Origin of the sequence: Sphingomonas sp. IW22 (genome assembly GCF_041321155.1) — a bacterium.
GTDB lineage: Bacteria > Pseudomonadota > Alphaproteobacteria > Sphingomonadales > Sphingomonadaceae > Sphingomonas.
The window spans coordinates 26,952-41,842 of record NZ_JBGGWB010000006.1; the positions used below are offsets into that span (position 1 = coordinate 26,952).

Annotated in this window: 14 protein-coding genes and 1 pseudogene; 13 read left to right on the plus strand and 2 right to left on the minus strand. The window is 61.8% G+C overall.

The features are described from left to right. Positions 1-41 precede the first annotated feature (41 nt). From ACAX61_RS16735 to ACAX61_RS16745, 3 genes are all read left to right on the plus strand, one after another. Complete coding sequence (locus ACAX61_RS16735) at positions 42-752, plus strand: polysaccharide biosynthesis/export family protein (RefSeq protein WP_370715873.1); 711 nt, start codon at positions 42-44, stop codon at positions 750-752. Positions 753-762: 10 nt separating this feature from the next. After that, positions 763-2,958: a GumC family protein gene (locus tag ACAX61_RS16740; protein ID WP_370715874.1), complete on the plus strand. Its 2,196-nt coding sequence runs from the start codon at positions 763-765 to the stop codon at positions 2,956-2,958. Between the two features lie 133 nt (positions 2,959-3,091). Beyond that, positions 3,092-4,195 (plus strand): hypothetical protein, encoded by a 1,104-nt coding sequence (locus ACAX61_RS16745; protein ID WP_370715875.1) that lies wholly within the window; start codon positions 3,092-3,094, stop codon positions 4,193-4,195. A gap of 83 nt (positions 4,196-4,278) precedes the next feature. Here the strand turns inward: ACAX61_RS16745 and ACAX61_RS16750 are convergent, their stop codons facing one another. Continuing rightward, positions 4,279-4,422 (minus strand): hypothetical protein, encoded by a 144-nt coding sequence (locus ACAX61_RS16750; protein ID WP_370715876.1) that lies wholly within the window; start codon positions 4,420-4,422, stop codon positions 4,279-4,281. Positions 4,423-4,529: 107 nt separating this feature from the next. Beyond that, a complete protein-coding gene (locus ACAX61_RS16755) occupies positions 4,530-4,703 on the minus strand; it encodes a hypothetical protein (RefSeq protein ID WP_370715946.1) in 174 nt (57 codons plus the stop codon). Between the two features lie 31 nt (positions 4,704-4,734). Here ACAX61_RS16755 and ACAX61_RS16760 point away from each other — a divergent pair. The 10 genes and pseudogenes from ACAX61_RS16760 to rfbB form a co-directional block, all read left to right on the plus strand. Beyond that, positions 4,735-4,785: pseudogene (locus tag ACAX61_RS16760) on the plus strand (hypothetical protein); the annotation flags it as partial. Between the two features lie 171 nt (positions 4,786-4,956). After that, the gene (locus tag ACAX61_RS16765; RefSeq protein ID WP_370715947.1) at positions 4,957-6,231 is read left to right on the plus strand and encodes a hypothetical protein; all 1,275 of its coding nucleotides are present in this window, start codon (positions 4,957-4,959) and stop codon (positions 6,229-6,231) included. A 108-nt stretch (positions 6,232-6,339) separates the two neighbouring features. Beyond that, positions 6,340-7,626: a sugar transferase gene (locus ACAX61_RS16770; RefSeq protein WP_370715877.1), complete on the plus strand. Its 1,287-nt coding sequence runs from the start codon at positions 6,340-6,342 to the stop codon at positions 7,624-7,626. Between the two features lie 22 nt (positions 7,627-7,648). After that, a complete protein-coding gene (locus tag ACAX61_RS16775; protein ID WP_370715878.1) occupies positions 7,649-8,998 on the plus strand; it encodes a lipopolysaccharide biosynthesis protein in 1,350 nt (449 codons plus the stop codon). Next, entirely contained in the window at positions 8,986-10,092 is a 1,107-nt protein-coding gene (locus ACAX61_RS16780) for a hypothetical protein (protein WP_370715879.1), read from the plus strand. Before ACAX61_RS16775 ends, ACAX61_RS16780 begins: the two co-directional genes overlap by 13 nt. A 1-nt stretch (position 10,093) precedes the next feature. Beyond that, the gene (locus ACAX61_RS16785; protein WP_370715880.1) at positions 10,094-11,080 is read left to right on the plus strand and encodes a glycosyltransferase; all 987 of its coding nucleotides are present in this window, start codon (positions 10,094-10,096) and stop codon (positions 11,078-11,080) included. Further along, complete coding sequence (locus tag ACAX61_RS16790) at positions 11,077-12,159, plus strand: DUF1972 domain-containing protein (RefSeq protein ID WP_370715881.1); 1,083 nt, start codon at positions 11,077-11,079, stop codon at positions 12,157-12,159. The genes ACAX61_RS16785 and ACAX61_RS16790 overlap by 4 nt, the downstream gene beginning before the upstream one ends. Position 12,160: 1 nt before the next feature. Next, positions 12,161-13,171, plus strand: a complete 1,011-nt coding sequence (locus ACAX61_RS16795; RefSeq protein ID WP_370715882.1) for a class I SAM-dependent methyltransferase — start codon at positions 12,161-12,163, stop codon at positions 13,169-13,171. A 40-nt stretch (positions 13,172-13,211) separates the two neighbouring features. Next, positions 13,212-13,805 (plus strand): dTDP-4-dehydrorhamnose 3,5-epimerase, encoded by a 594-nt coding sequence (gene rfbC, locus ACAX61_RS16800; RefSeq protein WP_370715883.1) that lies wholly within the window; start codon positions 13,212-13,214, stop codon positions 13,803-13,805. Positions 13,806-13,819: 14 nt separating this feature from the next. Continuing rightward, a complete protein-coding gene (gene rfbB, locus ACAX61_RS16805; protein WP_370715884.1) occupies positions 13,820-14,872 on the plus strand; it encodes a dTDP-glucose 4,6-dehydratase in 1,053 nt (350 codons plus the stop codon). Positions 14,873-14,891: the final 19 nt, after the last annotated feature.

Sequence of the window (14,891 nt, forward strand, 5' to 3'; positions counted from 1 at the left end):
ACCGCCGAGGTTTTCATATTTTCCCCGGAATTCTCCCGCGCATGCGCTTTTCGCTTCCAATTCTGTGCCTTGCGCTCGCCGCCACTGGCTGCGGTTCGCCAGAGCCACTTCAGTCGAACGGCAGTCTGACGGTGATTCAGGGCAGCTCGCTCCTTCCGCCGCCCAACCGCGGCGACCTGACCGCTGCGGATCGCCCGGCATTGATCGGCCCGCTCGACACGATTGAGGTCAGCGTATTCGGCATTCCCGACCTTGACCGCGAAATGCAGGTCGATGCCAGCGGCCGCATCGCCATGCCGCTGGCCGGCACCGTCGACGCGCGCGGCAAGACGGCGCAGGAACTGGCCGATGCGATCGAAGTGGCGCTCAAGGCGCATTATGTCCGCAATCCGCAAGTGACCGTGAATATCAAAAGCTCGGTCAGCCAGGTCGTGACGATTGACGGCTCGGTCGTCGAACCGGGTCTTTATCCCGTCACCAACCAGATGACGCTGATGCGCGTGGTCGCCTCCGCCAAGGGCCTGACCGAATTCGCGCGCCAGGAAGAAGTCGTCATTCTACGGACTGTCGGCGATCAGCGCATGGCGGGACTCTACGACATCGCGGCGATCCGCCGCGGCGCGTATGATGATCCGCCGATCTACGCCAATGACGTGATCATCGTTGGCGATTCACCGCAACGCCGCCTGTTCCGTGACTTTGTCTCGTTGTCGCCGGTCCTCGCGGCGCCGCTGATCGCCGTGCTGCAATAAGGCGCTATCGATGAGTCTCGTCAGCCCCACGCTTCGCCCCGGTGCCTTGCCGACCACGCTTGCTATGCCAGGCGTCACTACTGGCGGCGATGCCATGCCGATCATTCGGCAATATCTGCGTATCGCGCTACGATGGCGTTACGTCATCTTGGGCGCGGTAGCGACGTGCTTCACTCTGGCGCTGATCGTCACGCTGTTGATGACGCCGCAATATACCGCGACTTCGACGATCGAGATTTCGCGTGAATCGAGCCAAGTCACCAATTTCCAAGGCGTCGAGCGCGAAACGAGCGTGGCCGACCAGGAATTCTATCAGACCCAATATGGCCTGCTTGAATCGCGCACACTGGCTGAGCGTGTCGCCAACCAGCTTCGCTTGGTCGATGACAAGGCGTTTTTCGAACGTTTCGGCGTCGATCAGGACGATGCCGCGTTTCGCGAGGCCAATGGCCGCTACACTGCCGGCGGGCGGGCGGCGCGACAGCGAATCGTTGGCGAAATGTTGCTCGAACATATCAACATTGTCCCGACCCGCCTGTCGCGGCTTGTCGAGATCAACTTCATCAGCCCCGACGCCGCCTTCTCGCAAAAGGTCGCCAATGCCTGGGCCGAAAACTTCATCCAGACCAATCTGGAACGTAAAGTTCAGGCGACATCCTATGGCCGCAACCTGCTTCAGCGCGAACTCGCCCAAGCCAAGGAGCGGCTCGATGAATCGCAGCGCCAGCTCGTCACCTATGCCGAGCAGCAGCGGATCATCAACCTGCCCGCGCAAGGATCGGGTGAGAACACCACCGCCGAACGGTCGATCGTCGCCGACGAACTGGCGTCGCTGAACACGGCGCTGTCGCAGGCGACTGCCGCGCGCATCGCCGCCGAAGCGCGCTTTCGCGAGGCGGGCCGCGGCGGACAGTCAAGCGAAGCGCTTCGCAACCAGGCGATCAACACGCTGCGCCAGCGCCGCGCCGAGCTGGCCGCCGACTATCAGCGCCTGATGGTGCAGTTTGAGCCGGATTATCCCCCAGCCCGCGCGCTCCAGTCACAGATCGATCAGCTCGACCGTTCGATCGCGCGCGAGGAAAGCCGAGTATCGGGATCGGTCCAGGCCGAATATCGCCAAGCCGCCGAACAGGAAAATGCTCTTCGCGAACGCGTCGAGCGCCTGAAGTCGAACTACCTCGATCTGCGCCGCCGCAGCATCCAGTATAATATCTTTCAGCAGGAAGTGGACACCAACCGCGCACTTTATGACGGCCTGCTGCAACGCTTCAAGGAAGTCGGCGTAGCCGGGGGCGTTGGCGTCAACAATATTGCAATCGTGGACCAAGCTGATATTCCACAGGATCCGTCGAGTCCACGGCTGATACTTAATCTGGCGATCGCATTGCTTGCCGGTCTCGCCATTGGTGCCGGCCTTGCCTTCGCATTCGAACAGATGGACGAAGCGATTGCCGATCCCGGAGAGGTCGAACGTCGCCTCGGACTGCCGTTGCTAGGTTCGGTACCTAAGGTCGAGGGGGTCGAACCGCGTGAGGCCCTGCTCGACCGCAAATCCGATCTGGTCGATGCCTATCTGGCGATCCAGACCAGTCTGGGCTTCACCACCGAACATGGCGTGCCGCGTTCGCTTGCCGTCACGTCAACCCGACCGGCGGAGGGCAAGTCGACCACCGCGCTTGCCGTCGCGACGATGCTGGCGCGTTCGCACAAGAAGGTCATTCTAGTCGACGGCGACATGCGCTCACCCTCGGTCCACCATCTGGGGGGCGTCGATCATGACCGCGGCCTCAGCAACTTCCTGGCCGGACAGGACGATATCAGCCAGCTGACCTTCGACATGACCGATCTGGGCTTTACCGCGATGTCGGCGGGCCCGATCCCGCCCAATGCTGCCGAGTTGCTGACCGGCCACCGGTTGCAATTGCTGATCTCGCGCCTGTTAGAGACCTATGACCATGTCGTGATCGACAGCCCGCCGGTCATGGGCTTGGCCGACGCGCCGCTGATCGCAAGCCGAGTGGAGGGCATCGTCTATGCCGTCGAATCGCACGGCATTCGGTCAAGCCTCGTCAAAACGGCACTTCAGCGATTGCTTGGCGCTAACGCACATATCCTGGGCGGCGTTCTGACCAAGTTCGAGGCGCGTAAGGCACATTACGGCTATGGCTACGAGTACGGCTATGGCTATGGTCGCGAGAAGGGCTGAGGCTGCGGTGTCGCAACGGTCCACCCGAACGTTGCTGAAGCGTAGCCGGCCCGAATGGGCGCTACGTGGCTGCCTCGCGGTTGGGGCGCTTGCGCTGGGCGCGGTTTCGATAATGCAGGCGCTAGGGTTCGTCGTGGCCGGAACTGATCCCAGCAGTGGCTATGCGCTCGCGCCCGGCGACGGCCGGATCGCCGGCAGGTACGCCGAACGACAGATCGCAGAAACGGGCAAATGGCAGCCCCGCACCGCATTGATCGCGCGAAACGCGCTGGTTGACGAGCCGATCGCGCCAGCGGCGTTGACCGCGATGGCGATCGAAGCGCAACTTCGTAGTCAACCCGGCGATGCTCGGCGCCTTCTGGTCCATTCGGATCGGCTGTCCCGGCGCAATCTGGGCACCCGGCTACTGATGATCGAGGATGCGGTATCGCGCGGTAACATCGTCGACGCTCTGTATCATTACGACGTTGCCCTCAGGACGTCGCGCAACGCGTTCGACACGTTGTTTCCGGTGCTGTCGTCGGCACTTGGCGACCCGGCAATCGTGCCTGCGATGGCCGATCTACTGGTAAAGCAGCCCCCCTGGGGGGAGTCGTTCCTACGGTATGTGCTGACGTCGCCAGCGGAGCTCGATCCGCTGGCAAGCCTGTTCAACGCGCTGATAGACAGGGGCTTGCGCGTGCCGGGCGACGTCATGGCGAAGCTGGTCGACACGTTTGCCACCCGGGGGGCGGTGGCAAACGCATGGTCCTTTTACGGCCGCAGTCGCACACGGCTCGACCCACGGCGCTCTCGCGACCCCGATTTTTCGGCACAACACAGCGATCCAACGATTTTTGATTGGACGCCAGTCCTAAGCGAGACAGGAATTGCCGCTTCGATCCAGCGGACGGCCGATGGCGGCGTGTTTGAATTTTCGGCGGCGCCGACCGTCGGCGGGATCGTCCTACAACAGATGCAGGTCCTACCGGCGGGGCGCTATCGCTTGCGCGGCCAAACCGCGGATATCAACCAGTCGTCATCAGCACGGCCCTATTGGGCGTTGGTGTGCACGGACGCACGTGAGATCGGCCGCGTCGATTTGGATGCTGCCGGGCGTTTCGACGGTGTCTTTGATGTCCGCGACGACTGTCCGGCGCAGTTGCTACGCCTGATCGCCCGTCCGTCTTCGGCGGTCGGCGGTGTGTCGGGACGGGTCGAACGTGCGATCCTCCAACCGGTTGGGATAACGCTATGAAGTGGATGGCAAACTTGGCGTTGATCGCGCTGCCCGTAGCGGCGCTATCGACGCAAATGCCAAGTCGTCAGTCCGGCACGCTGTCAGTCGCCGATCCGCAGGTTGGCCAGACGGCCCAGATTGCCACCGGTCGCGTCGGCCAGCGCCAGTCGCGGGCCCAGGTCCGCGGCGAGGTGCAGGTTCTTCCAATGATGCGTATCAGTAATCGTGTGGCCAATCGAGTGCAAACGCGCATTCGCAATCGTATCGACCGTAATTATGCTCCCTCGGCGAACGCGACGGCGCCCTTCCAAGTCGCGGCGGATCAGGCGCGGGCGGTCGACCGGGCGCGGCGCTAGGCCGGACAAGGTCGCAAAGGTTCAAGGATGGAGCCCATCAGCATCTCCCGGCGCGGCTTGATGGCCAGTACGCTACCGGCATTGGCCGCCACGGCGTCAGCGGCATGTTCGGCCAACGACGCTCCGATTTCGAGCGCATCGATTGTCGATGCGGCGGCTTTCGGCGCCAAGGGCGACGGCAGGACCGATGACCATCGGGCGATCACCAGCGCGCTTCAGGCCGGAAGCGTCGTGACCCTGCGACCCGGCCGGTATCGTGTCAGCGCACCGATCCAGCTGCGTGACGGTCAAGCGCTTCGAGGCGCCGGACGCGGCGGATGGGAACCCTATGACGGACGCAGTACGCCGTCGGCGGCGGGCCGCACCGAGATTATCGTTGACGCCGGCGTCGCGATCGACGCGCGCGACAGTAGCGGCGTCGAAGTGTCGGGCCTGGCCATCCGCGCCCGCGATGCGCGGCAATCGCGCTGGGCCTTTCCGCCCGGTTTTCAGGGTGGCACGGTTGGCATCGACATCGTCGGCGCGCTTCAGTTCGAAGCGCGCAACATTTCGTTTCACGGTCTGGAAACGGCGCTGTCGGCCGTCGCTGATCGCGGGCGCGCCGCGCAGATGCCAACCCTGGCCGAATGGAGCGCACACGACTGCGACGTGGTTGCGCGCTTTGTCTCGCGAAGCGCCACCTTCGCACCGGTGCGCGATGGCCGCATCACCGGCTGCATTGCTGCCCTGCATTGCGGCACCATCGTAGACGCGCGGTATTGCGATGGACTGCGAATCGAGAACTGCCGCTTCTTCCAATGCACCGCCAATGCAGTCCGCGTCGAAAACACGCCGTTTGTCACGATTGTCGGAACCACGATGTTCGAAACCGCGGAAGCGACTCTGGTGGCGCGCGGCTGCATCGGCACGGTGCTGTCTGGCGTGCAACTTGTCCGCGCCGGCTTCTATCATCCGCCGCCCGCGGTTCAGCGACCGGCCGTCCTTCTTGAACGATGCCAGGACTTCTCGTTCGACGGCTTGATCGAGCGTCCGATGGGCCGCGCGTTCTCGATCGTTGATTGTCGCAACGTATCGATCAGCGGCACGATTGCGACGCCGTTCTGGTCCACCGGAAGCCTCGGCAGCAACGACGCAGCGATCTTCATCGAGCGATCGGCGGTTTTGGCGCTCAACGCGTCGTTTGGTGGCAGCGACTATTGGCTCGCCGTCCTTGCCGATCCCCAGAGTGCGCCGACGGTCAGCGGCCGGATCGTGATCGAACACTCGGCCGGCGTAGCGCGCTGCGTCGGCCTGCAGGCGCCACCGCTTGGCCATATCGTACGCACCCCGCAACCGGTATCGATCCGGGCCGGAGGAACCACCCAGATCGATACGCTGCGCATCTTTGTTCCGGCCCGCTCGGTTCTCGTATCGCGTAGTATCGGTCTGACCATCGGCCAAGCGGTTGTGCAGGCCGGAAGCGTACGCTGGAACGCCAACACAATCGAGCCGGATGGTGGCAGCGTTTCGCTGGAGCGGCAGATCATCCACGCCAACGCAACCGATCAAGGAGGTTATGCTTCGGTGCCGATCGGCATTCACAATCCACGTTCCGACGACATGACCGTGCCGGCCGGCGTGGAAGTGAGGCTGTCGCTGGCAATCGAGCCGGCCCCCAATGACGCTGGGCGACATGCACTCTATCAAAAACTTCGATAAAAACGCTTCAGGCGATGTGTGTTCGGAAAAGAACGCTATTAGCGAGCCAGTAAGAAATTAGATTCTGACTGCGGTAGTACGTTCATCGTCGACAATGGAAATACAGACATGTTGGTATCTACGCAGAAATCACGCCAAAATCGTGCAGCGTTGTTCAGGCGGTTGCGATTTCAGCTTCCTGTCCTGTGGGGTGTATCCGTCGGTATTCCTGCATTGCTCGTCTTTTCAGGAATTCTCACGGTTGACACCTATCGGGCCGCCATCAACAGCGCGATCGCGTCGGGGCTTGCGGGACTTTTTGGCCTTCTTGCCGTGCGCCGGGTCGATTCGTTCCCCGGCGTGCGGTCCTATGCCTTCATCCTGCCGGCGCTCGCCGCAGCGTTTGGGCTCGCGCTCGTGCTGACGTTCGGCCTGCGCCTCGCCTATAGCCGATCGATCTTCCTGGGCAGTTTCTCGCTTTCGGTGCTTCTTGTTCCCGTGCTCGTCTATGTGTCGGAGCGGACGAACCGGCTCTGCTTCTATACCGTACCCGGGGGGGATGCGGACGCACTCCACGATATTCGCGGCGCCGAATGGATCCGAATGGACGAGCCGACGATGCCCCCCTTTCCGGCGATGTTAGTGGCCGATTTTCGCCACGATCATGACGACGTCTGGGAGCGTTTGCTTGCCACCGCTGCGATCAGTGGACGCGTTGTCTATCATTCAAAGCTTCTGCGCGAATCACTCACGGGCCGCGTAACGATCCAGCATCTCTCGGAGAACAGCTTCGGATCGCTCGTGCCTAATCTGGCGTACCGAAAGATCAAGCGCGTGGTCGACATCGCGGCATGCATCGTACTCGTACCCGTCCTGATCCTGCCGATGCTAGCGATTGCTGCGGCGATCCGTATGGATTCGAAAGGCCCGGTGCTCTTCAAGCAGGAGCGCATGGGATTCCGCGGCCAAGTCTTCCAGATGGTTAAGTTCCGGACGATGCGCGACCGCTTGGTCGAAGACAGCGACGCAGCCGCCCGTCACGATGCGATGACGCGAACCGACGATGCGCGGATCACCCGCCCGGGACGTTTCCTGCGCCGGACGCGGTTGGACGAGCTGCCTCAGATCCTGAACATCCTCCGCGGGGAAATGAGCTGGATTGGGCCACGACCGGAAGCGGTCCCCTTGTCGCAATGGTATGAGCAGGAGATCCCGTTCTATAGCTATCGGCACATCATTCGTCCGGGTATCAGCGGCTGGGCGCAGGTTCATCAGGGTCATGTGACCGACCTCGACGCAATCAATGAAAAACTTGCCTACGACTTCTACTACGTGAAGTATTTCTCGGCATGGCTCGACATGGTTATCGCTTTCCGCACCATTCCTACTATGATTGGCGGCTTCGGCGCTAAATGATCTTCATAAAGAAAGATTTCACGTGACCGCCGCTGTGCATGCGTCGCATAAGCGCTTCGATCGCGACGTCGCGTGGAGCGCGTTCGCGATGCTCGTGCCGATTGCCGTCGGTCTTGTCGGTCTGCCCATCATCTTTCGAAACGTGGGCGAAACCGTCTTCAGCCTGTTTCTTCTATCCTATGGGGCGATCAACTTCGCACCGAGCCTCGACCTCGGTGTGGCGCGCACGGCTCAACGACGTATCGCCTACGCGAACTCGGTGCACCCCGAGGATCAGCGGCTGCTGGTCCGTCATTCGCTGCGACGCGCACTGACGGTCGCGATACTTGCCGGTCTTGCTGTCGCGGTTCTGGGACTGATCCTGTTTCCCGCAGCCGGCGGCGGCCGCCCATTAGGTCTGGCGATGGTAACCGGCGTCGGTGTCGGCGTTGCTATCTATGCGAACACACAGCGCGGCGTGCTCGAAGGTCTAGGCGCCTTTTCTCGGTCGGCGCTCAATCGCGCCGGGGTCGGGGTTCTGCTGATCGGTGCATCCCTGGCCGCATCGTTCGTCGTGCGAGACGCTGCGGTTATCAGTCTGGCTTCGCTGTTGGTACGGTTCCCGTTCGTCTGGGAGCAGGCGCGCGCCATTCGCACCGTGATGGACCGGCGCTCGGACAACCCGGATGCCGCACGTGAAGACGTCGCCGCCGGCTTCATGCGCGAAAGCGGCTGGTTCGCGCTGCTCGCACTACTTGCCGTCTCTATGTCGGGGTTCGACCGCTACATCCTGATCGCTTGGGGCGGGCTAGGCAGCGAGGCGCTGACCGTCTTTCTTGCGACGCAGGACATGGCGCTGCGCGCCATCGCTCTGCCGACGGCGCTGCTGCCAGCGCTGATGGTCCGGCTAGCCGCGTCAGCGAACCCGGCAACGGCGCGACAATTATCGAACCGATTGTTCATCGCATTGCAGCCGCCGGTCATCATCGGGTGCCTCGGCATCGCATGGCTGCGCGAACCGATCGCCGCGATCCTTTACCCCGGCCTCGCCCGTGCCGAGACGGCGGCGTCGATTTCTATCCTGCTTTTCGGCGTAGCGGGCAGCGCGATCGCGCAATTCCCGATGACGCGGCTTGTCGCAGCCGGCCGCGCGCGCGATGCGGCGGTAATGCACCTGCTTGAATTCGCGCTATACCTCGCACTTGCGCCTTTCGTGATCGGTCGTTTCGGTGCGCCGGGAGCTGCGGCGCTTTGGTCGGGCCGGATCTGGTTGGACACCGTCCTGCTGATCGGATGGAGCGGCATCCGCCGGGCCGAGCGTAGCGCGGCGGTCGAGGCGGTGTTACTGGCCGCATCAGGCGGCAGTCTATCGTTGCTTTGGTGGCTGACATGACCGTTGAGAGTTTCGTCGCCGATCGATCGGACGGCCCTGTCGGTCAGCCAAGCTGGTTGGTTCGTGTGCGCAGTTTTGCGCTCCCAGTTGCGACCAATTTGTGGCCACTGTTGCTATTCGTGTCGCAAAAAGCGTTCGTTATTCCCGGGTTGATTCTGGTCGGGTTTGGCGATGGTGCCTATCGCCGCGACCTCCTAATTGCATCACTGGCCAGCGTTTGCGGACTGCTCGTTTATCTGACCCAGTTTCATAATGCGTATGATCAAGTCCATCTGATCGGCTTTCTGTTATTTATCTGGTCCGTGCCGGTCTTGAACCACGCTACCCGGTTCGACGCCATCGGGCTCCGCCGGATCCTGACCTATCTGACGCTCTTCAACGTCATCATGGGGTTTTTCCTGCTTGTTACGGAGATCGATCTTTACGGCCTTCGCGGTCTTAACCGCGTAGTCGGCGCCGATGGCGAAACCCACCGTGTCTATTTCGAATCGTCTAGCTTGGCCGCTGTTGCGTTAGCGACGACGTTTAGGCGTCGATGGCTTCAGGTCGCGGTGGTCGTTTCGGTTCTCGCCTTTATGATCTTCGTCGCACGAAGCGTCGCCATCATCGTGCTGCTGGCGGCCAATCTCGGCCTGCCATACATTTTGAGGAGCACACCGGCGGTCAAAATTATGATCGCCATCCTCGGCGCAGCGTTCCTGTACGTCCTGTATCTTTATCTTCCGGTTCTTCGCCCGGACGTCGACCTGAGCCTTCGTGCAAAGCAGTTTCAGTTTGACGTGATCCTCGGCTCGTTCGACGGCTGGTCCGGGCTTGGGTGGGGAACCTATTTTCCTGTCTTGTCGAGCGATCCCGAGCAACCCTATCAGATCGAAATGCAGCTGCCGATGCTGCTCCTTCAACTCGGCCCCTTGGCGCTGGCCACGCTGGCGCTATCGATCTGGATGCACTTCGCCAACTGTGCCGAACGCCAATGGTACGCGTTCGGTCGTTTTGTGATCTTCATGGCGATTGGATTCAACAATCCCTGGCTGTTTTTGCCTTCATGGTTTCTGACCTGCCAGTTGCTGTTCCGTTACGAAAGGGCAGAGTGACGTGCCGCATTTCACTGTCGTTCTTTGCAGCCACAACGGCAGGCGCTTCATCGCGGCGCAGATCCGCTCGATCTTCGAACAGACCCGGCAGGTCGATGCGGTGCATGTTCATGATTTCGGATCGCGCGACGACACGCGCGCGATCGTTGAGGCAATGGCGGGTACCTACGACGGCCGGTTGACGTTGACGAGGCACGAGGCAGCGCCCGGACCGGCCGCGTCGTTCCTGTCGGCGTTGCGGCTGACCCTGCCAATGCTGCCCGAAGACGGCCTGATCCTCTTCGCCGATCAGGACGACGTATGGTTGCCCCACAAGATCGCGTCCCTCGATCAATCGATAGCGGCCAGCGCGATTTCGACGGCCGACCCGGTTCTGATTTTTCACGACGTCCAGGTCGTGGATACCAATCTCAAGCAGATCCGCCCCACCTATTATAGCGGCAATCCGTTCCGCGTACCCCGCGACCTCGATCCGGTGCGGGTGATGATGGCGAATCCAGCGATCGGGCATACGATGATGCTGTCGAGGTCGCTGGCGCAACAAATCTTAGACTGGCCAAATGCCAGCGACTATCTGATGCATGACTGGATGGCGGTCCTGATCGCTAGTCGTACAGGCCGAATTCATTTCGTCGATCAAAGGCTCAGCCTCTACCGCCAGCACGACAGCAACGTCCTGGGCGCCTATCGCTCTGGGCGGCGCGTGGCCCCGTTGCCGCGGCTGATGCGTTTCGTCGACCGCCAAACGCGGCAGGCGATGAGCTTCTCGCACGCCGCCGCCGAATTGCGCCATCGTACCGTTGGGCAAGGCGCCGCTGTCCGACTTGAGTCAAGATGCCGCCACGGTTACCGGTCAGCCGCGCTCGCGCTTGGTCTTGCGGCATTCCGGCATGGTCCGACATGGCAGCGCAAGGCTATTGGCGCGTTGCTGATCGCACGATCAATCGCCGGGCCGATCAGCGATGGCCAATCGAAAGGAAAGCTTTGAAACTCGCGATTATCGGCACCGACGGTCTGCCGGCACGCTATGGCGGGTTCGAGACCTTTGCGATGGAGGTCTCGCCCTGTCTTGCCGCACTCGGGCATGAGGTCCGGGTGATCGGTTCTTCCATCGGCCGAGCTGCGGACGAACGCGGGCCTGAAGGTGTATCGATCCGCAACCTGCCGCTGCGCGCCAATGGGATCGCTTCAATCCCCTTCGATCTGGCAAGCCTAGCAGCGGTCGCCCGCTGGGCCGAAGCGGTCATCCTGCTCGGCGTGTCGGCCGGACCGTTCGTGCCGGCGATGCGCCGCTTCGTTCGCGGCGGCAACCTGATCGTCAATGTTGACGGACTTGAATCGCGTAGAATGAAGTGGTCGCCGCTCGGTCGACGCTATCTTGCTTGGGCCGAGCGGGTGGCGATCCACGGTGCCAAACATGTGGTCGCCGACAATGATGCCATCGCCGACATCATTCGCGAAGAGCACCATCGTGCCTCCCTGACGATCGCCTATGGGTGCGACCATGTCCGCTCGATCAAACCATCGGACCGCCGGCGGATACTGGCTTCGTTTTCGCTGGAAGAGAACACATTCCTGCTGACGGTCGCCAGGATAGAACCCGAAAACAACATCGAGATGATGCTCGACGCCGTAGACCCGCAGGTCGCGCATCCTTATGCGATCGTTGGTAATTTTTCGTCGACCGAATATGGCCGGATGATCTGGAAACGCTATTCGAACCGGCCAGGCATCCGCCTGATCGGTCCGACCTATGATCCAGATGCGCTTGCCGCGCTTCGATCGGGGTGTCACATCTATCTGCACGGACACAGTGTCGGCGGTACCAACCCCTCACTGGTCGAGATGCTGCCTTATGCCCGCCCGATCCTGGCGTATGACTGTTCGTTCAACCGAAGCACGATGCGCAACGAGGGCGGCTATTTCGCATCATCGGCTGATTTGCGAACGCTTCTGATGCGGGGCGATGCGGAGCGCTATACTCCGTCGCTATCGCTCCGGGACGATCCCCGTTACCAGTGGCAGACGATCGCACAACATTATGCCTCGTTGGCAATGGGAGAATAGGGTGCTCGAAGCCGTACAAAACTGCCCGATGTGCGCAAGCGATCGCCATTACCCAAGGTTCAAGGACGTCCCTGATTTCGTGTTTCACGCGACCGACGAGCGTTGGACAGTCGAGCAGTGCGAGGCATGCGAAAGCCTATTCCTTGCCGAACGTCCAGTTCCGGCGTCGATCGGGCGCTATTACGAACGCTATTACACCCATGCTGACCAAGACGCATCGGCGGCGATTTCAGGAATCTCCGTGCAGTCGGGCCTTGCCAAGAAGCTGGCCAATAGCTGGCGCAACCACAAATATGGTAGTCGTCGTCCGTCGTTGGGCGCGCTGGGGGTGGCGATCGTCGGGGCCACGCCGCCACTGCGTGGATGGATCGAGGCGGAGTGTCGGCATTTGCCGGTTCAGCCGGCGGGGGCAGCGCCGCTGCGGGTGCTGGACGTCGGGCACGGCGATGCCCGATTCCTCCGGTTCGTCCGCGAGATCGGTTATCAGGCAGCGGGCGTCGAAATTGATCCCAAGGCGGTAGCGCAGGCCAAGAGCGACGGGCTGGATGTCCATCAGGGCGACATCGACAGCGCCCTCCAAATTTGGGGCGAGGCAAGTTTCGACTTTATCACGCTCAGTCATGTGATCGAGCATGTGCATGAGCCGCGTCACGTCATCGCCGTCGCCAATCGGCTGTTGCGTCCCAGCGGGCGGCTTTGGATCGAATGCCCCAATCCGGCATCTAACGGGATCAAGCGGTATGGCATGCACTGGCGCGATCTCGATCCCCCGCGCCACATCTGTATTCCCAGTTTCAAGGCGCTGCGCGACATAGCCGCGGAAACCGGCATAGTCGTCGAGAAGCGACATTCACGTCCCTTCGTACCGTTCGAAGTATATCCGTTTTCCGCACGTGCCAGTGGCCAGTCGGGTAAGAGCGGGTATCTGGCGGCGGCACGGGCGGAGATCACGAATAGTCTCGCCAATGGTCCACGCGAATGGCAGACGATCACCTTTCGCAAAGCCTCGTGAGAAGCGCCCTCTCCATGCATACCCCCGAAATTACGAAATCATGACTTCCCCCGTCCAGCTCATCCGCCCGCGCCGGTTCGGCGATGCCCGTGGCTGGTTTACCGAGGTCTATAATCGCGACACCTTTGCCGCGATGGGGATCGAGACCGTGTTCGTGCAGGACAATCATTCGCTCTCCGCCCCCGTCCACACCCTGCGCGGGCTGCATTTTCAGACGCCGCCGCGCGGGCAGGACAAGCTGGTGCGGTGCGTCCGGGGCCGGATTTTCGACGTCGCGGTCGATGTACGGCGCGGATCGCCGACTTATGGCCAGTGGGTGGGCGCCGAACTGAGCGCCGAAAACGGACATCAGCTGTTCGTGCCCATCGGCTTTGCACATGGCTTCCTGACGCTGGAGCCGGATTGCGAGGTCAGCTATAAATGTTCGGACACCTATGCCCCCGATCATGACGGCGGCATCCGTTGGGATGATCCGGCGCTGAAGGCCGTCGACGGCGAAGCCGGTGGCATTGCCTGGCCGATGCCCGCCGGCGTTGAGCCGGAACTGTCGGCCAAGGACAGGGTTCAGCCGCTGCTGGTCGATTTCGACAGCCCCTTTGCCTATGATGGCCGCCCGCTGGCCCCGCTTGCCTGAAGGACTTTAGACCCATGCGCATTTTCGTCACCGGCGGCGCCGGTTTCATCGGCTCGGCCCTTGTGCGTCACCTGATCGAAAATACCGACCATGAGGTGCTGAATTTCGACAAGCTGACCTATGCCGGCACGCTGACGACGGTAGAGCGGGTTTCGCAGTCCAACCGCTATCGCTTCGTCCAGGGCGATATTTGCGATGCCGACGCGGTGCGCGCGGCGATTGCCGAGTTCAGGCCCGACGTCATCACGCATCTGGCCGCCGAAAGCCATGTCGACCGTTCGATCGACGGGCCGGGCGCGTTCATTCAGACCAATGTCGTCGGCACCTATGTCATGCTGTCCGAGGCGCGCGCTCACTGGCTGGGGCTGGACGCAGCCGCGAAGGAGGCGTTCCGCTTCCATCATATCTCAACCGACGAGGTTTACGGAACGCTGGGCGAGATCGGTCTGTTTACCGAAGACACCCCCTATGACCCGCGCTCGCCCTATTCGGCGTCCAAGGCCGGGTCGGACCATCTGGTCAGCGCATGGGGTCACACGTTCGGCCTGCCGGTGCTGATCACCAACTGCTCTAACAACTATGGCCCCTATCACTTCCCTGAAAAGCTGATCCCGCTGATGATCGCCAAGGCGCTGGATGGCGAAAAGCTGCCAATCTACGGCAAGGGCGATCAGGTCCGCGACTGGCTGTATGTCGAGGACCATGTCCGCGCTTTGCAAGCGGTGTTCGAACGCGGGGTGCCGGGCCGCACCTATAATGTCGGCGGCCATAATGAGCGCCAGAATATCGAAGTGGTACGGACGCTGTGCGCGATCCTGGACGAACTGCGTCCGCGTGCCGACGGCAAGCCCTATACCGAACAGATGACCGAGGTTGCCGACCGGCCCGGCCATGACAAACGCTATGCCATCGACGCGGGACGCATCGGAAACGAGCTGGGCTGGACACCGGCCGAGACGTTCGAAACGGGTATCCGCAAGACGGTCGAATGGTATCTGGCCAATGAAGCATGGTGGCGTCCGCTGGTCGCGGCCAAGGCAGCCGAACGCCGGGGTGTTGCCGCGTAAGATTGTCGGCCTGTCGACA

Excerpts from the sequence above, each read along its gene's own strand:
- ACAX61_RS16740 (WP_370715874.1), top strand. The coding sequence starts at position 763 with ATGAGTCTCGTCAGCCCCACGCTTCGCCCCGGTGCCTTGCCGACCACG.
- ACAX61_RS16770 (WP_370715877.1), top strand. The coding sequence starts at position 6,340 with ATGTTGGTATCTACGCAGAAATCACGCCAAAATCGTGCAGCGTTGTTC.
- rfbB (WP_370715884.1), top strand. The coding sequence starts at position 13,820 with ATGCGCATTTTCGTCACCGGCGGCGCCGGTTTCATCGGCTCGGCCCTT.
- rfbC (WP_370715883.1), top strand. The coding sequence starts at position 13,212 with ATGACTTCCCCCGTCCAGCTCATCCGCCCGCGCCGGTTCGGCGATGCC.
- ACAX61_RS16735 (WP_370715873.1), top strand. The coding sequence starts at position 42 with ATGCGCTTTTCGCTTCCAATTCTGTGCCTTGCGCTCGCCGCCACTGGC.